The sequence below is a fragment of the Oceanicella actignis genome, assembly GCF_900111545.1.
GTDB lineage: Bacteria > Pseudomonadota > Alphaproteobacteria > Rhodobacterales > Rhodobacteraceae > Oceanicella > Oceanicella actignis.
Genome location: NZ_FOHL01000010.1, coordinates 26,665 through 44,701, shown reverse-complemented (window position 1 = coordinate 44,701; position 18,037 = coordinate 26,665). Strand labels below are relative to the sequence as shown.

14 protein-coding genes and 1 tRNA gene are annotated in these 18,037 nt (G+C 72.4%); 7 read left to right on the top strand and 8 right to left on the bottom strand.

Annotated features, from left to right (window positions below; all coding sequences use genetic code 11):
• Positions 1 to 15: 15 nt before the first annotated feature.
• The 3 genes from BMW67_RS13665 to BMW67_RS13655 all read right to left on the bottom strand — a co-directional run bounded on the left by BMW67_RS13665 (position 16) and on the right by BMW67_RS13655 (position 4,271).
• The gene (locus BMW67_RS13665; protein ID WP_072748230.1) at positions 16 to 2,151 is read right to left on the bottom strand and encodes a 3-hydroxyacyl-CoA dehydrogenase NAD-binding domain-containing protein; all 2,136 of its coding nucleotides are present in this window, start codon (positions 2,149 to 2,151) and stop codon (positions 16 to 18) included.
• Between the two features lie 2 nt (positions 2,152 to 2,153).
• Entirely contained in the window at positions 2,154 to 3,362 is a 1,209-nt protein-coding gene (locus BMW67_RS13660; RefSeq protein WP_072748229.1) for an acetyl-CoA C-acetyltransferase, read from the bottom strand.
• 111 nt (positions 3,363 to 3,473) lie between these two features.
• The gene (locus tag BMW67_RS13655) at positions 3,474 to 4,271 is read right to left on the bottom strand and encodes an enoyl-CoA hydratase (protein WP_072748228.1); all 798 of its coding nucleotides are present in this window, start codon (positions 4,269 to 4,271) and stop codon (positions 3,474 to 3,476) included.
• Positions 4,272 to 4,619: 348 nt separating this feature from the next.
• On the opposite strand from BMW67_RS13655, the gene BMW67_RS13650 reads away from it, so the two are divergent.
• On the top strand, positions 4,620 to 5,402 hold the full coding sequence (locus tag BMW67_RS13650; protein ID WP_072748227.1) for an SDR family NAD(P)-dependent oxidoreductase: 783 nt from the start codon (positions 4,620 to 4,622) through the stop codon (positions 5,400 to 5,402).
• 219 nt (positions 5,403 to 5,621) lie between these two features.
• Here the strand turns inward: BMW67_RS13650 and parC are convergent, their stop codons facing one another.
• Entirely contained in the window at positions 5,622 to 8,042 is a 2,421-nt protein-coding gene (gene parC / locus BMW67_RS13645; protein WP_072748226.1) for a DNA topoisomerase IV subunit A, read from the bottom strand.
• A 346-nt stretch (positions 8,043 to 8,388) separates the two neighbouring features.
• Between parC and BMW67_RS13640 the strand changes: the two genes are divergently transcribed.
• The 5 genes from BMW67_RS13640 (at position 8,389) to BMW67_RS13620 (ending at position 11,969) form a co-directional block, all read left to right on the top strand.
• Positions 8,389 to 9,213 (top strand): SDR family NAD(P)-dependent oxidoreductase, encoded by an 825-nt coding sequence (locus tag BMW67_RS13640; protein ID WP_245728537.1) that lies wholly within the window; start codon positions 8,389 to 8,391, stop codon positions 9,211 to 9,213.
• Between the two features lie 47 nt (positions 9,214 to 9,260).
• Positions 9,261 to 9,464, top strand: coding sequence for a twin transmembrane helix small protein (locus BMW67_RS13635; RefSeq protein ID WP_072748294.1), 204 nt, complete (start codon positions 9,261 to 9,263; stop codon positions 9,462 to 9,464).
• Positions 9,465 to 9,498: 34 nt separating this feature from the next.
• Positions 9,499 to 10,071 (top strand): cob(I)yrinic acid a,c-diamide adenosyltransferase, encoded by a 573-nt coding sequence (locus BMW67_RS13630; RefSeq protein WP_072748225.1) that lies wholly within the window; start codon positions 9,499 to 9,501, stop codon positions 10,069 to 10,071.
• A gap of 207 nt (positions 10,072 to 10,278) precedes the next feature.
• Positions 10,279 to 11,040, top strand: coding sequence for an electron transfer flavoprotein subunit beta/FixA family protein (locus BMW67_RS13625; RefSeq protein ID WP_072748224.1), 762 nt, complete (start codon positions 10,279 to 10,281; stop codon positions 11,038 to 11,040).
• Positions 11,040 to 11,969 (top strand): electron transfer flavoprotein subunit alpha/FixB family protein, encoded by a 930-nt coding sequence (locus BMW67_RS13620; RefSeq protein WP_072748223.1) that lies wholly within the window; start codon positions 11,040 to 11,042, stop codon positions 11,967 to 11,969. The genes BMW67_RS13625 and BMW67_RS13620 overlap by 1 nt, the downstream gene beginning before the upstream one ends.
• Before the next feature lie 214 nt (positions 11,970 to 12,183).
• Here the strand turns inward: BMW67_RS13620 and BMW67_RS13615 are convergent.
• The 3 genes from BMW67_RS13615 to guaA all read right to left on the bottom strand — a co-directional run bounded on the left by BMW67_RS13615 (position 12,184) and on the right by guaA (position 15,618).
• Positions 12,184 to 12,259: transfer RNA gene (locus tag BMW67_RS13615), tRNA-Lys, on the bottom strand.
• A 107-nt stretch (positions 12,260 to 12,366) separates the two neighbouring features.
• On the bottom strand, positions 12,367 to 13,602 hold the full coding sequence (locus BMW67_RS13610; protein ID WP_072748222.1) for a DUF2254 domain-containing protein: 1,236 nt from the start codon (positions 13,600 to 13,602) through the stop codon (positions 12,367 to 12,369).
• 456 nt (positions 13,603 to 14,058) lie between these two features.
• A complete protein-coding gene (guaA, locus tag BMW67_RS13605) occupies positions 14,059 to 15,618 on the bottom strand; it encodes a glutamine-hydrolyzing GMP synthase (RefSeq protein WP_072748221.1) in 1,560 nt (519 codons plus the stop codon).
• A gap of 310 nt (positions 15,619 to 15,928) precedes the next feature.
• Between guaA and BMW67_RS13600 the strand changes: the two genes are divergently transcribed.
• Positions 15,929 to 17,491: a trimethylamine methyltransferase family protein gene (locus BMW67_RS13600; protein WP_091764270.1), complete on the top strand. Its 1,563-nt coding sequence runs from the start codon at positions 15,929 to 15,931 to the stop codon at positions 17,489 to 17,491.
• A 19-nt stretch (positions 17,492 to 17,510) separates the two neighbouring features.
• Here BMW67_RS13600 and BMW67_RS13595 read toward each other — a convergent pair whose 3' ends face one another.
• Positions 17,511 to 17,888 (bottom strand): DUF6477 family protein, encoded by a 378-nt coding sequence (locus BMW67_RS13595; protein WP_083581557.1) that lies wholly within the window; start codon positions 17,886 to 17,888, stop codon positions 17,511 to 17,513.
• Positions 17,889 to 18,037: the final 149 nt, after the last annotated feature.

Sequence of the window (18,037 nt, the reverse complement as noted above, 5' to 3'; positions counted from 1 at the left end):
CTTGCGGCGGAAGGGTCAGGCGGCGGCGCGGCCGTCGTCGCGCAGCCGGGCGAGGGCGCGCTCGGACACGCGGAAGCGCTCGCCCCAGGCGTCGGCGAGCTGGTCGGCGCGGGCCTTGAAGGCCTCGGGCCCCATGCCGCGGATGAAGCGCAGCGCCCCGCCGGTGTGGTGCGGAAAGCCTATGGCCATGATCGAGCCGATGTCGCCCTCGACCTGCGAGCGCAGGACCCCCTCGTCGAGGCAGCGCAGCGCCTCGATGGCCTGGCGCCACAAGAGCCGGTCCTCGGCGTCGCGCATGGACGCGCCCGGCCCCTGCGCGAACTGCGCCAGCCCCGGCCACAGGCGCCGGCCCTCGGGGCCGTAGTCGTAGAACCCCGCGCCCGCCTTGCGGCCAAGGCGCCCCATCTCGACCATGGGGCCGGCCACGGCCAGCGTGGCGGCGTTGTCGGCGGGAAAGCCGTTCTCGACCCCCAGCCGCGCGTCCAGCGCCTTGTGCGTGGCGTGGACCTTCATCGTCAGCTCGAGCGAGACCTCGTCATGGACCTGGAGCGGGCCGACCGGCATGCCGATCTTCCACGCGGCGCGCTCGATGGCGGCGGGCGCCATGCCGTCGCGCAGCAGCGCCATGCCCTCGTCCAGATAGGTTCCGAAGACGCGGCTGGTGAAGAACCCGCGCGAGTCGTTGACCACGATGGGGATGCGGCCGATCTGGCGCACATAGTCCCAGGCCTTGCGGATCGTCTCGGCCGAGGTCTTCTCGCCCGCGATCAGCTCGACGAGCTGCATCTTCTCGACCGGCGAGAAGAAGTGGATGCCGATGAAGCGCGCGGGGTCCGGGCAGGCCTCGGCCAGGATCGAGACGGGCAGGGTCGAGGTGTTGGTGCCGTAGATCCCCTCCTCGGACAGAAGGGGGAAGGTGTCGGCGATGACCTTCTCCTTCAGCGCCAGGTCTTCGAACACCGCCTCGACGATCACGTCCGCCCCGGCGAAGTCGTCCTGCGCGGTGGGGCGGATGCGCGCCGTCAGCGCCTCGGCCTCGGCGGCGCTCAGGCGGCCCTTCTTCGCGCGCGCCTCGGCGATGGCGCCGGCGCGGGCCTTGCCGGCGCGGGCGGCCTCGTCCGAGACGTCGCGCAGCGCGGTTTCCAGCCCGCGCTCGGCATGGGCGTAGGCGATGCCCGCGCCCATCATGCCCGCCCCGATCACCGCCGCCGAGCGCGCGCGCCAGCGCGGCCCCTCGGGGCGGAAGCGGCCCGATTTGAGCGCGTTCATGCCGAAGAAGAAGGTCGAGATCGCCGCCTTCGCCTCGCGCGAGACGACCAGCTTGCAAAAGGCCCGGCTTTCCGCGCGCAGGGCGCTGTCGAAGCCCATGCGCATCGAGTTCACCGCCAGGTCCAGGATCCTTTCGGGCGCCGGCGACAGGCCGCGGGTCTTCCTTATCAGCAGCGTCGGGGCGACGGTCGCGGTCATGCGCACGTTCGGCGCGTCGGCGTCGCCGCCCGGATAGCGGAAGCCCTTGCGGTCCCAGGGCTGGACATGGGCGTCGGGATTGGCCCTGATCCAGGCCTTGGCGGCGGGGATCAGCGACTCGCGGTCGGGGACGATCTGGTCGATCATGCCCAGCTCGAGCGCGCGGGCGGGGGCGTGGGGCTTGCCCTCGAGCAGCACGGGCAGCGCCTTCTCAAGCCCCAGCAGCGCGGTGATGCGCACCACGCCTCCCGCGCCCGGCAGAAGGCCCAGCGTGACCTCGGGCACGCCGGTGACGGCGGCCGGATCGTCGACGCAGATGCGCCGGTTGCAGGCCAGCGCGATCTCGTATCCGCCGCCCAGCGCGGCGCCGTTGATGGCGGCGACGACCGGAACGGCCAGCCGCTCGAGCCGGCGCAGGAAGGCCTTGTTCTCCTCGACGTAGCGGAAATAGGTCTCGTCGGCCGTCTCGACCGCCAGCAGCGCGTTCAGATCGCCCCCCGCGAAGAAGGTCTTCTTGGCCGAGGCGATCACCACCCCGGTCAGGCCCTGCTCGGCCTCGAGCCGGTCCATGGTCTGCGCCATCAGCTCGCGGAACTGGGCGTTCATCGTGTTGGCCGACTGGCCGTCCATGTCCATGGTCACCACGACGACGCCGTCGGCGTCCTTCTCGTAATGGAACGGCATGATCAGACCCTTTCGATGATCGTGGCGATGCCCATGCCGCCGCCCACGCACATGCAGATCAGCGCGCGCTTGAGGCGCCGGCGCTCGAGCTCGTCGAGCATGGTCGAGACCAGGCACCCGCCCGTCGCGCCCAGCGGGTGGCCCATGGCGATGGCGCCGCCGACGACGTTCAGCTTCTCGTCCGGCACGTCGAGGTCGCGCTGCAGCTTCAGCGCGACCGAGGCGAAGGCCTCGTTGATCTCGACCAGGTCGATGTCGTCCATGCCCAGCCCCGCCTTGGCCAGCGCCTTCTTCGCGGCGGGGCCGGGGCCGGTCAGCATGATGGTCGGCTCGGTCGCCGTCAGCGCCACCGAGACCACGCGCCCGCGCGGCGTCAGGCCCAGCTCCCTGCCCGCGCGCTCGTTGCCGATCATGACCAGCGAGGCGCCGTCCACGATCCCCGACGAATTGCCCGGCGTGTGGACATGCTCGATGCGCTCGACCTCGGGATACTTGGCCAGCGCGATCAGGTCGTAGCCCATGGCGCCGGGGCCGGCGAAGCTTGGCTTGAGCGCGCCCAGCTTCTGCATGTCGGTGTCGGGCTTGATGAAGTCGTCGCGCTCGAGGATGACCAGCCCGTTCTCGTCGCGCACCGGCACGACCGAGCGGTCGAACCAGCCGCTGTCGCGCGCATGGGCGGCCAGCTTTTGCGAGCGCATGGCGAAGGCGTCCACCGCGTCGCGGTCGAAGCCCTCGATGGTGGCGATCAGGTCCGCGCCCACGCCCTGCGGAACGAAGCCGGTGCGGATGTTGGTCTCGGGGTCCTCGGCGAAGGGGCCGCCGTCCGAGCCCATGGGCACGCGGCTCATGCTTTCATAGCCGCCGGCGCAGACCAGGTCCTCCCAGCCGCTGGCGACCTTGGCGGCGGCGGTGTTGACCGTGTCCAGCCCCGAGGCGCAGAAGCGGTTGACCTGCGCGCCGGCCACGTTCTGCGCCCAGCCGGCCTTTTGCAGCGCGATCTTGGGCAGCACGGCGCCCTGCTCGCGCACGGGGGTGACGCAGCCCAGCATCACGTCGTCCACCCGCGCGGTGTCCAGATCGTGGCGCGCCTGCATCTCGCGCAGCAGCGTCACCACCAGGTCGATGGGCTTGACCTCGTTGAGCGCGCCGTCCGCCTTGCCGCGCGAGCGCGGGGTGCGGATGGCGTCGTAGATATAGGCGGCTTCGGTCATGGGATGCTCCTTGCGATGGGCGCGAGGCGGCCTGGTCCGCGCATCGGGGGCCGCGGGCGTCCGGGGCGGCGCCTCGGGGGCGTCGGGCGCGGCGCGCCCGGCCCCCACGGCTCACAGCTGCGCGCGGCCCCGGGCGATGACGGCGGCGCGGCGCGCCTCGAGCTTCTCGGGCGTCTGGGCGGCGTTCCAGGGGCGCGAGCGCTCGGCCTCGAGCGCCAGCCCCTCGGCCAGGGTGCGCGCATAGCCGTCGTCGATCAGCGCCTTGTAGGCCATGATGAACTCGGGATCGGCCTGGGCGATCTCGGCGGCCATGCGCTCGGCCTCGGGCAGCAGCGCCTCGGGCGCGCAGACATGGTTCACCAGCCCCCATTGCAACGCGCGGTCGGCGCCGATGAAGGCGCCGGTGAAGGACATCTCCTTCGCGCGCGAGGGGCCGATGATGCGCGGCAGCTTCTGGCTCAGCCCCCAGCCGGGCATGATGCCGACCCGCGCATGGGTGTCGGCGAAGCGCGCATTGCGCGAGGCGATGAGGATGTCGCAGGCCAGCGCCAGCTCGAACCCGCCGGTGATGGCCACGCCATTGATCGCGCCGATCACCGGCTTGGGGCAGCGGCCGACGGCCAGGGCGGGGTCCTCGGCGGCCGAATCGGGGTTGGCGGCGGCGATGGCCTCGGGATCGGCGCCCAGCTCCTTGAGGTCGAGCCCGGCGCAGAAGGCGCGCTCGCCCGCGCCGGTCAGGATGACGGCGCGCACCTCGTCGTCGGCCGACAGCTCGGCCATGGCGCGCGCCAGCGCGATGCGCAGCGCGCGAGAGAGCGCGTTCATCGCCTGCGGACGGTTGAGGATGACGGTCGCCACGCCGTCCTTGCGCCGCACGATCAGCGGCTCGGCCTCGCGCGGGGCGCTCATCGCGCGGCCCCCGAAGAGGGCGCCGAAGAGGGCGCCGCCGCGCGGGCGGGCAGGGCGGCGGAAAGGGGCGCGAATCCGGGTGCCGAAAGGGGCGCGGCCTGGGTCGCGGATCGGGGGGCGCTGATGCGGCGCGTCACGGGCGTTCTCCTCCTTGCGCGCGGGCCGCGCCGGCTGCGGCCCGGGCTTGTCGTCGGGCTCCGCCGCGCGGCGCAGAGCCCTGTTTGACGCCGGCTTGAAGGCGAGGCTAGGGTTGGCGGCCGCTGAACTCAAGCGGCCTGTGAGGGTGACGCCGGGGCGCCCGCGCGCGCCGCGCGCGGGGCCGGGCGCAAGGGCTGGGAACGTGCGAGCATGAGCAATCCTTTCGATCTCGAGGGCCGGGTGGCCGTGGTCACCGGCGGCAATGGCGGGCTGGGTCTGGGCATGGCCCGCACGCTGGCGCGCATGGGCTGCGCCGTGTCGATCTGGGGGCGCAACCCCGAGAAGAACCGCCATGCCGAAGAAGAGCTGCGCGCGCTGGGCGCGGGCGCCGTCGCGGCCGAGCATTGCGACGTGACCGACCGCGCCTCGATCGCCGACGCCTTCGCGCGCACGCTGTCGCGCTTCGGGCGCGTGGACGGGATGTTCGCCAATGCCGGGGTGTCGGGCCAGCCCAAGCCCTCGATCGAGCGCACCCCGGACGAATGGCGCGCGCTGATGGCGGCGAATGTCGACGGCGTGGCCGCCTGCTTCCAGGTCGCCGCGCGCCACATGATCGAGCGCGCCAAGGCCGGCGACGCCTTCGGCCGGCTGGTGGCGACCTCGTCCGTGGCCTCGATCGAGGGCGCGGCGTGGAACGAGCATTACGGCGCCTCGAAGGGCGCGGTGAACGCGCTGGTGCGCGCGCTGGCGGTCGAGCTGGCCCGCCATGGCATCACCGTCAACGCCATCCTGCCCGGCTATGCCGAAAGCGAGATGACCGCGGGCCTGTTCGCCAACGAGAAATTCGTGCGCAACGTGCTGCCGCGCATCCCCATGCGCCGCTTCGGCCGGCCCGACGATTACGGCGGCGTGGCCGGCTATCTGATGAGCGACCTTTCCGGCTATCACACCGGCCAGTGCTTCGTGATCGACGGCGGCTACACGATCTTCTGACCGCCGGCCCTTCCGAGCGCCCGCCCGCCTGATCGCCCCGCCTGATCGCCCCTCCCGATCGCCCTCCCGGTCGCCGGTTTGATCGCCCGTCGCCGCCGCGCGCCTGACCGGCGCCGCGGAGGCGGGCGCGCAGGCGCGCGGGGGGCGGACGCGGAACGGGCCGGGATGGTCGCGGGGCGCCGTCGCCCCGGCCGCGGGGCCGGCCCGATCGCGGCCTCGTCAGCCCTTGGCCGGCGGCTCGGCGCCCTCGGGCGGGAAGCGGTTGTCGCGCGGGAAGCCGCGCGGCGCCATGCGCCCCGCGCCGCCGCGCTTGCCCATCCATTCGTCCAGCTCGGGCCGCGCCACGGTGCGCACGCGCCCGCCGCCGTCGAACCAGCGCAGGCCCTGGTCGATCGCGAAGACCATGGCGTCGCTCAGCCCGCCATCCTTGTATTTCTGCAGCCGCACGCCCTTGCCGCGGCTCATGCGCGGCAGCTCGTCCAGCGCGAAGACCAGCAGCTTGCGGTTCTCGCCCACCACGGCGACGTGATCGCCGACGGCGGGCCGGCACACCGCCGCGCGCACGCCCTCGCGCAGGTTCAGGGCCTGCTTGCCGGCGCGGGTCTGGGCCAGCAGCTCGGCCTCGTCCACCACGAAGCCGTCCCCCGCGCTCGAGGCCAGAAGCCGCGCCATGCCCGGGCGGTGCGGGAATATGGCGACCAGGTCCTCGTCATTGGGCAGATCGACCATCAGGCGCACCGGCTCGCCCATGCCGCGCCCGCCGGGCAGGTTGGCCGCCGAGATGGTGTAGAAGCGCCCGTTCGTGGCAAACAGCAGGATGCGGTCGGTGGTCTCGGCATGGAAGGCGAAGCGCGGGCCGTCGCCATCCTTGAACTTGACCTCGGCGTCGAGCGGGTTGTGCCCCTTCATCGCGCGGATCCAGCCGTTGCGCGAGCACACCACGGTGATCGGCTCGCGCTCGATCATGGCCTCGAGAGGCACCTCCTCGACCTTGGGCGCGTCGGCGAAGCCCGTGCGGCGCGCGCCCTGGGGCCATTCGGCGCCATGGCGGGCCTTGAGCGCGGCCAGGTCCTCGGCGAAGGTCACGGCGCGCAGCTCCTCGGGCGCGCCGAAGCGCGCGCGCACCTCGCGCAGCTTGCCGGCCACGCGCGCCCATTGCGCCTCTTCCGAGGCCAGCAGGGCCTCGAGCTCGGCGCGCTCGGCGCTCAGCGCGTCGCGCTCGGCGCGCAGCTCCATTTCCTCGAGCTTGCGCAGCGCGCGCAGGCGCATGTTCAAGATCGCCTCGGCCTGCGTCTCGGTCAGGTGCAGCCCGCCGGGCCGGCGCGCAAAGTCCAGCGCCGCCGCCTCGGCGCCCGCGGCGGCGGACCAGTCCTCGGCCATCAGCGCCGCCTTGGGGTCGTCCTCGGTGCGGATGATCTCGATCACGCGGTCGAGGTCGAGATAGGCGATGATGTAGCCGGCCAGCACCTCGAGCCGGCGCGCGATGCGCTCGAGCCGGTGGCGCGAGCGCCGGACCAGCACCTCGCGCTGGTGGTCGAGGAAGGCGCGCAGCACCTCGGACAGCGAGCACACCCTGGGCGTGCGCCCGTCGATCAGCACGTTCATGTTGAGCGGAACGCGCACCTCGAGATCCGTCAGGCGGAACAGCGTCTCCATCAGCACGGCCGGATCGACGTTGCGCGAGCGCGGCTCGAGCACGAGGCGCACGTCCTCGGCGGATTCGTCGCGCACATCGGCCAGGATCGGGATCTTGCGCGCGTTGATGAGCTCGGCGATCTTCTCGATCAGGCGCGATTTCTGCACCTGGTAGGGGATTTCGTCCACCACCACGCGCCATTGGCCGCGGCCCAGATCCTCGACGCGCCAGCTCGCGCGCAGCCGGAAGCCGCCGCGGCCGGTGCGGTAGGCCTCGACGATCGACTCGCGCGGCTCGACCAGCACGCCGCCGGTGGGAAAGTCGGGGCCCGGGACATGGCGCAGCAGATCCTCGACCGAGGCGTCGGGATGGGCGATGAGGTGCAGCGCGGCGTCGATCACCTCGGCCGCGTTGTGCGGCGGGATCGAGGTCGCCATGCCCACCGCGATGCCCGAGGCGCCGTTGGCCAGCAGGTTCGGGAAGGCGCCGGGCAGAACCTCGGGCTCTTCGTCCTCGCCGTCATAGGTGGGGCGGAAATCGACCGCGTCCTCGTCCAGCCCGTCGAGCAGCTCGGCCGCGACGGCGGTCAGGCGCGATTCGGTGTAGCGCATGGCCGCGGCGTTGTCGCCGTCGATATTGCCGAAATTGCCCTGCCCGTCGATCAGCGGGTAGCGCACGGCGAAGTCCTGCGCCAGGCGCACCAGCGCGTCATACACCGCCTGGTCGCCATGGGGGTGATACTTGCCGATGACGTCGCCCACCACGCGGGCCGACTTCTTGAAGCCCTGCGCCGGGTCCAGCTTGAGCAGCCGCATGGCCCACAACAGGCGCCGGTGCACGGGCTTGAGCCCGTCGCGCGCGTCGGGAAGCGCGCGGTGCATGATGGTCGAGAGGGCGTATTGAAGATACCGATCCCCAAGCGCGCGGCGCAGGGGTTCGGCGATGATCGCGCCGCCCGCGCCGGGGCCCGGGCCGATGTCGTCGGTGTCGATGCTGTCTGCCATGGGCCGGTGATACAGCGGCCGCGCGGCGCGGTCCAGCGCCCGCTGCGCGGCGGGGCGGCGCGCGCGGGCGGCGCGAGGGCGGATTGACAGGCGCGCGCCCGGCGGGCCTTCTCGCGGCGTCGGCGAGGGTGCGGATCGTCGGCGGAATGGCAGACGAAGGGGGGCGGCGATGACCGATGCCAGGCGCCGGGCGGGCGGACGGACCGAAGGGCGCGGGGCCCAGAAGGTGAGCGGGAGGCCGGCCGAATCGCCTGCGGACGGGGCGCGCGGGGCCTCGGCCGCCGCGGCGCCCCATGGGGCGCCCGGACATGAAGCCGGACAAGAGCCGGGCGCCGACCCGCGGCGCGTGGCGCTCATCACCGGCTGCTCCTCGGGGCTGGGGCTGGCGGCGGCGCGGCATCTGCGCGCGCGCGGCTGGCGCGTGATCGCCACCTGCCGCGCCGAGGCGGACGCGCGCGCGCGCCGCGACGAGGGCTTCGAGAGCTTCGCGCTCGACTACGCCGACGAAGCGTCGGTCGCCCGCGCGCCCGAGGCGCTGCGCGCGCTGACCGGCGGGCGGCTGGACGCGCTGGTCAACAACGGCGCCTTCGCGCTGCCCGGCGCGGTCGAGGACGTGCCGCGCGCGGCGCTGCGCGAGATCTTCGAGACGAACCTGTTCGGCGTGCACGACCTGACGCGCCGCGCCATCGCGCTGATGCGCGCGGCGGGGGGCGGGCGCATCGTCAACGTCTCGTCCGTGCTGGGGCTGGTCGGGGCGCGCCACCGCGGCGCCTACGTGGCGACCAAGTTCGCGCTCGAGGGGCTGACTGAATCGCTGCGGCTCGAGATGCGCGGGACCGGCGTGCATGTGACGCTGATCCAGCCGGGGCCGATCCCCTCGATGATCCGGCGCAAGTCCGCGCCCCGCTTCGAGCGCTGGATCGACTGGCGCGCCTCGGCCCGGCGCGCGGAATACGAGGCCGAGCTGCTGCCGCGCCTGCGCGCGCCCGAGGACGGCCCGCCGGGCTTCCTGGGCGCCTCGCCCGAGGCCTATTGCCGCGCCCTGGCGCGCGCGCTCGAGGCGCGCAGACCGCCCGCGCGCGTGCTCGTCACCCGCGCCAGCTGGATCGCCGAGGGCCTGCGCCGCGCCGCGCCCACGCGCCTGCGCGACGCGCTGCTGGCGCGGATCTGAGCGACGGAGTCTGGCCGAAGGCGGCGCGGCGCGCTATGTCCTCGGCCATGTCCAAGCTGTTTCTTCTGTTCGCCGTCGTCTCGTGCCTGATCACGCTGGGGATCGTCATCTTCGGCGCGGGATCCTTCGCGCGCGGCGGCGCCTTTCACAAGCGCAACGCAAACCGCATGATGCGGCTGCGGCTGCTGATGCAGCTGGTCTCGATCGGGCTGATCGTGGCCACGGTCTGGCTGGCGCGCCACGGCTACTGAGGCGCCCGCCGCGGCGCCGAGCGAAGGGGGATCCATGGTCGTTCTGAACCGAATCTACACCCGCACCGGCGACAAGGGCGACACGGCGCTGGGCGACGGCTCGCGCCGCGCCAAGGACGATCTGCGCGTCGAGGCCTACGGCGCGGTGGACGAGGCCAACGCCGCCCTCGGCCTGGCGCGCCTGCACGCCGAGGGCGAGATGGACGCGGCGCTGGCGCGAATCCAGAACGACCTGTTCGATCTGGGCGCCGATCTGTGCCGCCCGCCCCGCCCGGACGAGGCCGAGGCCGAGCATCCGCCGCTGCGCATGGCCGACTCGCAGGCCCGGCGGCTCGAGGCCGAGATCGACGCCATGAACGCCGCCCTCGCGCCGCTGCGCAGCTTCGTGCTGCCGGGCGGCTCGGCGCTGGCGGCGCATCTGCATCTGTGCCGCACCGTCGCGCGCCGGGCCGAACGGCGCGCCGTGGCGCTGGCCGCGCGCGAAGAGGTCAACCCCGCCGCCATCCGCTACCTCAACCGGCTGAGCGACTGGTTCTTCGTCGCCGCGCGCGTCGCCAACGAGAACGGCGCGCGCGACGTGCTGTGGGTTCCGGGCGCGAACCGCTGAGGGGCGCGGGTGCGGCAGGCTGCCGCGGCTTGGGGCGGCTCTTGACTTACGCGAACGTCAACGTCAGGTTCGCCCCGCAGCCCCGCGCGGCGATTTCGGCGCGGCGCGGTCGTTTTTCGCCTCGTCCCGGCGCGCGCGCCGGGGTAGAGGGAGGGGACGTTTTCTTGCGCGGCGCCCCCGCCGCGCGCAACGAGGAGAAACGCTGAGATGAAGGTGCTCGTGCCCGTCAAACGCGTGATCGACTACAACGTGAAAGTCCGCGTCAAGGCGGACGGCTCCGGGGTCGATCTTGCGAACGTGAAGATGTCGATGAACCCGTTCGACGAGATCGCCGTCGAGGAGGCCATCCGCCTCAAGGAAAAGGGCGTGGCGACCGAGGTCGTGGCGGTCTCGATCGGCGTCAAGCAGGCGCAGGAGACGCTGCGCACCGCGCTGGCCATGGGCGCCGACCGCGCGATCCTGATCGAGGCGGCCGAGGACGTGACCCAGGACATCGAGCCGCTGGCCGTGGCCAAGCTGCTCAAGGCCGTGGTCGAGGAAGAGCAGCCGGGCCTGGTCATCGCCGGCAAGCAGGCCATCGACAACGACATGAACGCCACCGGCCAGATGCTGGCCGCGCTGCTGGGCTGGCCGCAGGCGACCTTCGCCTCGGAGCTGAAGATCGAGGGCGACCATGCCGTCGTCACGCGCGAGGTCGACGGCGGCCTGCAGACCGTCAAGGTCAAGCTGCCCGCCATCGTCACCGCCGACCTGCGGCTGAACGAGCCGCGCTACGCCTCGCTGCCCAACATCATGAAGGCGAAGAAGAAGCCGCTCGAGGTCAAGACGCCCGCCGATTACGGCGTGGACGTCTCGCCGCGCCTGACGGTGGTCTCGACCTCGGAGCCGCCCGCGCGCAAGGCGGGCGTCAAGGTGGCCGACGTGGCCGAGCTTGTGTCGAAGCTGAAGAATGAAGCGGGGGTGCTCTGATGGCCGTCCTGATCGTCGCCGACCATGACAACGCGTCGCTGAACGACGTCACCGCCAAGACCGTCTCGGCCGCCAAGGCCATCGGCGGGGACGTGCATGTGCTCGTCGCCGGCAAGGACGCCGGCCCCGCCGCCGAGGCGGCCGCCAGGCTCGACGGCGTCAAGAAGGTGATCCATGTCGAGGGCGACGCCTACGCCCATCAGCTGGCCGAGCCGATGGCCGAGCTGGTGCGCTCGCTGGCCGACGCCTACGAGCACATCCTGTTCCCCTCGGCCAGCATGGGCAAGAGCGTCGCGCCGCGCGTCGCGGCGCTGCTCGACGTGATGGTGCTGTCGGACGTCACCGCCGTGAAGGGCCCGGACGAGTTCGAGCGCCCGATCTACGCCGGCAACGCCATGCAGGTGGTGCGCAGCGCCGACCCCAAGAAGGTCATGACCATCCGCGGCGCCAGCTTCGACGCCGCCGGCGAGCAGGCCCCCGCGCCGATCGAGACCGCCCCCGCCGCCGCCGATCCCGGCCTGTCGGAGTGGGTCGAGGACAAGCTGGCGGCCAGCGACCGGCCCGAGCTGACCTCGGCGCGGATCGTCATTTCGGGCGGCCGCGGCGTCGGTTCGGCCGAGAACTTCAAGATCATCGAGCGCCTCGCCGACAAGCTGGGCGCGGCGGTCGGCGCCTCGCGCGCGGCGGTCGACTCGGGCTACGCGCCCAACGACTGGCAGGTCGGCCAGACCGGCAAGGTGGTCGCGCCCGAGCTCTACATCGCCGTGGGCATCTCGGGGGCGATCCAGCACCTGGCGGGCATGAAGGACTCGAAGGTCATCGTCGCGATCAACAAGGACGAAGAGGCGCCGATCTTCCAGGTCGCCGATTACGGCCTGGTCGCCGACCTGTTCGAGGCCGTGCCCGAGCTGGAGAAGCAGCTGGGCTGACGCGCCCCGCGCAGCGCCATGCCGTCGCCCGCCGGCGGCGCGGACCCCGGACGCCTCGCGCGTCCGGGGTTTTTCGCGTCGGTCCGGGCGGGGGCGCGGGCTGCGGGGCGGGGCTGCGGGGCGGGGGCCCGCGCCGCCGGCGCCGGGGCCGCATCGGGCCGCAGCGCGCAAAATGAAAAGGCCCCGTCGCCTGCGCGACGGGGCCGAAACCTGGTGGTGGGTGTACAAGGACTCGAACCTTGGACCCGCTGATTAAGAGTCAGCTGCTCTACCAACTGAGCTATACACCCTCCGTGAGCCGGGTATCTATACGGCGACTCAGGGCTTTGCAAGACCCGATCGAGAGAAAATCGCCGCAATTTCCGCGCGCCGCGCCAGCCCCCGCCAAGGGGGCGGATCAGGCGCCGCGGCGCGGCTCGGCGCGGGCAAGCTCGCGCACGAGGCGCGCGACGGCGGCGCGGTCCTCTCCCTCGGTGCAGGCCTCGAGACGGTCAAGCAGCTTGCCCAGCGCGGCCGAGGCGATGGGATCGGGGCGCGCATAGGGCAGGCACGCGCCCAGCGAGGCCGACAGCAGCGCGGGCCAGGACAGCTGCGGCAGAACGACCAGGCCCTCTTCCTGGTCGCAGGCCGCGGCGCCGGCCTCGAGCCGGGCGATCAGCGCCGCGTGCAGCCAGTTCATGCAGTAAACCGCGGTGAAGGGATCGTTGACGCCGGGCGAGAGCGCGCGCGCGGCCACCTCGACCAGCTGCTCGACCAGGAACAGGGTGTTCTGCTCTTCGGTCTTGCCCTCGCCGATGGCGATGGTCTTGCGCAGCGCATCGGCCAGCTCGTCCGAGGGCGGCGCGCCCTCGACGCGAAAGGCGGGCTCGATGGCCGAGACGAAGCTGCCCGGCGGCGCAAGCAGCGTCACGCGCGCCGCGCAGTCCAGCGCGATGCGGGCGATTCCCTCGGGATCGACGGCGCGGACATAGCCGGGCTGCGCGGCCGTGACCTCCCAGGCGGGAAGGGTGCGTTCGGGCCGCAGGCCGCGCGTGCTTTCGGGCGCGGGCAGGTCGGGCCGGACGACGCGCGCGCACAGCCGCCGCCCCAGCGCCGCCACCAGATTGGCGATGTCGATCGTGTCGGGGATGTGGTGGAAGAAGTAGATCGTCGTGCCGACCGAAAGCAGCGACAGCAGCAGCGCCGCCCCGATCGAGATCTGGGGCACGAAGGCGTGCCCGCCATTCTCCGGGCCCGCGCCTTCGACGGCGCGCAGCGTCATCAGGGCGTAGACGAAGGCGGCCATCAGGATGCCGAGGCTCCACTGCGCGCCCCGATCGCGCATGAAATTGCCGATCAGCCGCGGTCCGTGCTGCCCCGAGGCGAAGGTGACCGCGACGATGGTGATCGAGAAGGCCACGCCCGCCACGCCGATGGCGGCCGAGGCGATGACCCCGAGCGTGGCGCGCGCATCCTCGGGGCGGGCGCTGAACAGCCCCTCGGGCACAAGCTCGGCCACGCGCGGGTGGCGGTCGGCCCATCCGAGCAGAAGCGACAGCGCCGCCGCGCCCAGAACCAGCGCCGCGGGGATGAACCAGTAGCTGCCGCGCAGCTCGATCGCGGCTTCGCGCAGCCGGACGGCGCCCAGATGCATGTCGATCCTCCATTTTCGCGGCGGCGCAAGAGGCGCCGCGCATCCTCGGTCGATAAGAGCGCGATTCGCCCGTTGCGCGCGAGATATCCGCGCGGCGCGCTGGGCCGGGGGCGGCGGCGCGGCGGGCGGGCGCGGGCCGCTGCGGCGGGAAAAGGACGTGAAGCGCCGGCGCCTTGGGGCGCGTTCCTCGCGCGGCGGAGCCGGGGCGCGCGCCCTGCGGGGCATCGCCCGGGGCGGCGCGGCGGCGGGCGGTCTCGCGCGGCAAGAAGACGTGAAGCGCCGGCGCCTTGGGGCGCGTTCCTCGCGCGGCGGAGCCAAGGCGCGCGCCCTTCAGGAGCGCGTCGCATGGGGCGGCGGCGCGTCGAGCCGTCTTTCTTGTTCAATCCAAAACAAAGGCCTGCGGCATGGGCTTCAAGCCACGCCGCAGGCCGCCTCGCGCCGTCTCGCCCGACGGGCTCATTCCCACTCGATCGTGCCCGGCGGCTTCGAGGTGATGTCGTAGGTGACGCGGTTGACGCCCTCGACCTCGTTGATGATGCGCGTGGCGGTCTCGGACAGGAAGTCGTGGCTGAAGGGGTAGTAGTCCGCCGTCATCCCGTCCACCGAGGTGACCGCGCGCAGCGCGCAGGCATAGTCATAGGTGCGCCCGTCGCCCATCACCCCCACGGTGCGCACGGGCAGCAGCACGGCGAAGGCCTGCCAGATCTCGTCATACAGGCCGTGCCGGCGGATCTGGTCCAGATAGATCGCGTCGGCCTTGCGCAGGATCTCGAGCTTGTCGCGGGTGATCTCGCCCGGGCAGCGGATGGCCAGCCCCGGACCGGGGAAGGGATGGCGCCCGACGAAGGCGGGCGGCAGGCCAAGCTCGCGGCCCAGCGCCCGGACCTCGTCCTTGAACAGGTCGCGCAGCGGCTCGACCAGCTGCAGGTTCATGCGCTCGGGCAGGCCGCCGACATTGTGGTGCGACTTGATGGTGACCGAGGGGCCGCCGGTGACGCTGACCGATTCGATCACGTCGGGGTAGAGCGTGCCTTGGGCCAGGAACTTCGCGCCCCCGACCTCGCGCGCGTGCTTCTCGAACACCTCGACGAACAGGCGCCCGATGGTCTTGCGCTTCTCTTCGGGGTCGCTGACGCCCTCGAGCGCGGACAGGAACAGTTCGGATTCGTCGGCGTGGATGAGGGGGATGTTGTAGTGGTCGCGGAACAGGCTCACCACCTCGTCCGCCTCGCCCATGCGCATCAGCCCGGTGTCGACGAAGACGCAGGTCAGCTGATCGCCGATCGCCTCGTGGATCAGCACCGCCGCGACCGACGAATCGACCCCGCCCGACAGCCCGCAGATGACCTTGCCGTCGCCGACCTGGGCGCGAATCTTCTCGATCGCCTCGTCGCGATAGGCGGCCATGGTCCAGTCGCCCTTCAGGCCGCACACCTCGTGGGTGAAGTTGCGCAGCAGCCGCGCGCCGTTGGGGGTGTGGTGCACCTCGGGGTGGAACTGGACGCCGTAGAAGCGGCGCTCGGGGTCGGCGATGATGGCGTAGGGCGCGCCCGAGGACGAGCCGATCACGCCGAAGCCCTCGGGCAGGGCGACGACGCGGTCGCCATGCGACATCCACACCTCTTCGCGCCCGCCCACGGGCGCCAGGCCGTGCAGCAGCGGATCCTCGGCCTTGATGGTGACGAAGGCGCGGCCGAATTCGCGCTCGGCGCCCGGTTCGACCTTGCCGCCCAGCTGCGCGACCATGACCTGCTGGCCGTAGCAGATGCCCAGAACCGGCACGCCCAGCGTCCACAGCGCCTCGGGGGCGCGGGGGCTGCCGGGGCGGGTGACCGAATCGGGGCCGCCCGACAGGATCACCCCCTTGGGCGCAAGGCGGCGCAGCGCGTCGTCGTCCAGCTTGTTGAACGGATGGATTTCGCAATACACGCCGCTTTCGCGCAGCCGGCGGGCGATGAGCTGCGTCACCTGGCTGCCGAAATCGACGATGAGGATGAGATCATGTGCCTGGGTCATGGCGCTGCGTAGCCCGAGCGGCGCGCGCGCGCAAGATCCGCGCGCGCCGGGGCGCGGCGCGCGTCTGCGCGAGCGCCGCGGGCCCGGCCCCGAAGCGCCCCCGAAGGGTCCCCCAGCGCCCCCGGCGCGACCCCCGGGGCCGCCCCCGGCGCGCGGCCCCCGTTGCGCGGCCCCCGTTGCGCGGCCAATGCGCGCCGGATGCGCCCGACATGTCGCAACCGGCGCGCGGCGGGCCGCATTCGTGGGCTCGGCCGCGGACGGGCGGGGTATGTTCGTGCCAACGCTGACGGCGCACATATGGATGGATGACATGACGGAACTTCGGGACGAGGCCGCGGGCGCGGGACGGCGCAGGGCGCGCGGCGGAGGCGGCGCGGCGCGCCGGGCCGCGCGCACCGCGCGCCGGATCGAGGCCGCGCGCTTCATCGAGCGCAGGATTCCGAATTTCGAGATCCTGGACGAAGAGGCGCTGGAGATCATCGAGCGCAACGCCGAGACGGTGCTCGAGGAAATCGGCGTCAATTTCGTGGACAACCCCGCCGCGCTCGAGCGCTGGCGCGCGGCCGGCGCCGACATCGACGGCGAGCGCGTGCGCATCCCGCGCGGGCTGGCGCGGCAGCTGTGCGCCACCGCGCCCGGCAGCTTCGTCCAGCGCGCCCGCAACCCCGAGCGCGACGTGACCATCGGCGGGCGCAACCTGGTGCTGGCGCCGGTCTACGGCCCGCCCTTCGTGCGCTGCAACGAAAAGGGCCGCCGCTACGCCACGATCGAGGATTTCCGCAACTTCGTGAAGCTGGGCTACATGTCCAGGTGGGTGCACCATTCGGGCGGCACGCTGTGCGAGCCGACCGACGTGCCGGTCAACAAGCGCCATCTCGACATGCTGCTGGCGCACATGACGCTCAGCGACAAGCCCTTCATGGGCTCGGTCACCGAGCCCTCGCGCGCCGAGGATTCGGTGCGCATGTGCGAGATCCTGTTCGGCAAGCCCGAGGGCGAGCTGGACACGGTCATGACCTCGCTCATCAACATCAACTCGCCGCTGACCTTCGACGCGACGATGATGGGCGCGCTCGAGGTCTATGCGCGGGCGAATCAGGCCTGCATCATCTCGCCCTTCATCGTCGGCGGGGCCATGGCGCCGGTCTCGGTGGCCGGAACGCTGACGCAGGTGCTGGCCGAGGTGCTGGCGGGCGTGGCGTATTCGCAGCTGATCCGGCCTGGCGCCCCGGTGATCTTCGGCGCCTTCGTGACCTCGATCGACATGAATTCGGGCGCGCCCACCTTCGGCACGCCCGAGGCGTCCAAGATCCTGTTCGGCGCGGGCCAGCTGGCGCGGCGCCTGGGGCTGCCCTTCCGCTCGGGCGGGGGGCTGTGCGGGTCCAAGCTGCCCGACGCGCAGGCCGCCTACGAGACCGCCAACACCCTGAACGCGGCGCTGCTGGGCGGCGTCAACTTCATGCTGCACGCCTGCGGCTGGCTCGAGGGCGGGCTGGTCGCGTCCTACGAGAAGTTCGTGCTCGACGCCGATCAGCTGGGCGTGCTGCACAGCCTGGCCGAGGGCGTGGACATGTCCGAAGGCGCCCAGGCCATGGACGCGATCCGCGAGGTCGGTCCCGGCGGGCATTATCTGGGCTGCGCGCACACCCAGGCGAATTTCCAGACCGCCTTCTGGCGCACCGAGGTCCTGGACTACAAGCCCTTCGAGACCTGGGCCGAGGAAGGCGCGCGCGACAGCGCCGCGCTGGCCGAGGCGCGCTGGAAGCGCATGCTGGCCGAATACGAGGCCCCGGCGATCGATCCGGCGACCCGCGAGGCGCTGGAGGCCTATGTCGCCCAGCGCAAGGCTTCCGAGCCCGACAGCTTCACCTGAGCGGGCCGGCTCCGCGCCCTCAGGCGCGGAGCGTGCGGGTCGGGGCGGCGGCCTCGGCGATCAGCGCGGCCAGAATGCCGACATGACGCACGGCGCAATAGCCCGTCGCCTTGGCGCGGCGGGCCTTTTCGCATTCGGCCTCGACCTGGCGCAGCTTGCCCATCAGTTCCGACGGATCGCGCGGCGAGAAGCCCGGCAGCAGCCGCGGCAGGTCGCGCTTGCGCGCATAGCCCGCCGCGGCCGCGCGCGCGGCGCGGGCCAGGATGCGCGGGCGGCGCAGGCCGCGCAGGGCATGGGCGGGGGGGATGCGCGGCGTCGGCGCGGGCTCCGCGCCCTTGGGCGGGATGGCGGGGGCGGCGGTGGCGAAGGCCTGGGCGGGGAAGTAGGCGAAGGACATGGCCGTCTCCGTGGCTTGCGTTTCGTGACGGCGTTCATCTTGGCGCGTGATTCCGGGTGTTGCGCAACCATGGGTTGTAGCGCGCGCTGCGTGAAAATCCAATTAAATTAATAATTTGTAAGGATTTGCTGCGAATCACCAAACATTTT

Excerpts from the sequence above, each read along its gene's own strand:
- BMW67_RS13660 (WP_072748229.1), bottom strand. The coding sequence starts at position 3,362 with ATGACCGAAGCCGCCTATATCTACGACGCCATCCGCACCCCGCGCTCG.
- BMW67_RS13595 (WP_083581557.1), bottom strand. The coding sequence starts at position 17,888 with ATGTCCTTCGCCTACTTCCCCGCCCAGGCCTTCGCCACCGCCGCCCCC.
- BMW67_RS13630 (WP_072748225.1), top strand. The coding sequence starts at position 9,499 with ATGGTCGTTCTGAACCGAATCTACACCCGCACCGGCGACAAGGGCGAC.
- BMW67_RS13625 (WP_072748224.1), top strand. The coding sequence starts at position 10,279 with ATGAAGGTGCTCGTGCCCGTCAAACGCGTGATCGACTACAACGTGAAA.
- BMW67_RS13635 (WP_072748294.1), top strand. The coding sequence starts at position 9,261 with ATGTCCAAGCTGTTTCTTCTGTTCGCCGTCGTCTCGTGCCTGATCACG.
- BMW67_RS13610 (WP_072748222.1), bottom strand. The coding sequence starts at position 13,602 with ATGCATCTGGGCGCCGTCCGGCTGCGCGAAGCCGCGATCGAGCTGCGC.
- BMW67_RS13620 (WP_072748223.1), top strand. The coding sequence starts at position 11,040 with ATGGCCGTCCTGATCGTCGCCGACCATGACAACGCGTCGCTGAACGAC.
- BMW67_RS13650 (WP_072748227.1), top strand. The coding sequence starts at position 4,620 with ATGAGCAATCCTTTCGATCTCGAGGGCCGGGTGGCCGTGGTCACCGGC.
- BMW67_RS13600 (WP_091764270.1), top strand. The coding sequence starts at position 15,929 with ATGACGGAACTTCGGGACGAGGCCGCGGGCGCGGGACGGCGCAGGGCG.
- BMW67_RS13665 (WP_072748230.1), bottom strand. The coding sequence starts at position 2,151 with ATGCCGTTCCATTACGAGAAGGACGCCGACGGCGTCGTCGTGGTGACC.
- BMW67_RS13655 (WP_072748228.1), bottom strand. The coding sequence starts at position 4,271 with ATGAGCGCCCCGCGCGAGGCCGAGCCGCTGATCGTGCGGCGCAAGGAC.
- parC (WP_072748226.1), bottom strand. The coding sequence starts at position 8,042 with ATGGCAGACAGCATCGACACCGACGACATCGGCCCGGGCCCCGGCGCG.
- guaA (WP_072748221.1), bottom strand. The coding sequence starts at position 15,618 with ATGACCCAGGCACATGATCTCATCCTCATCGTCGATTTCGGCAGCCAG.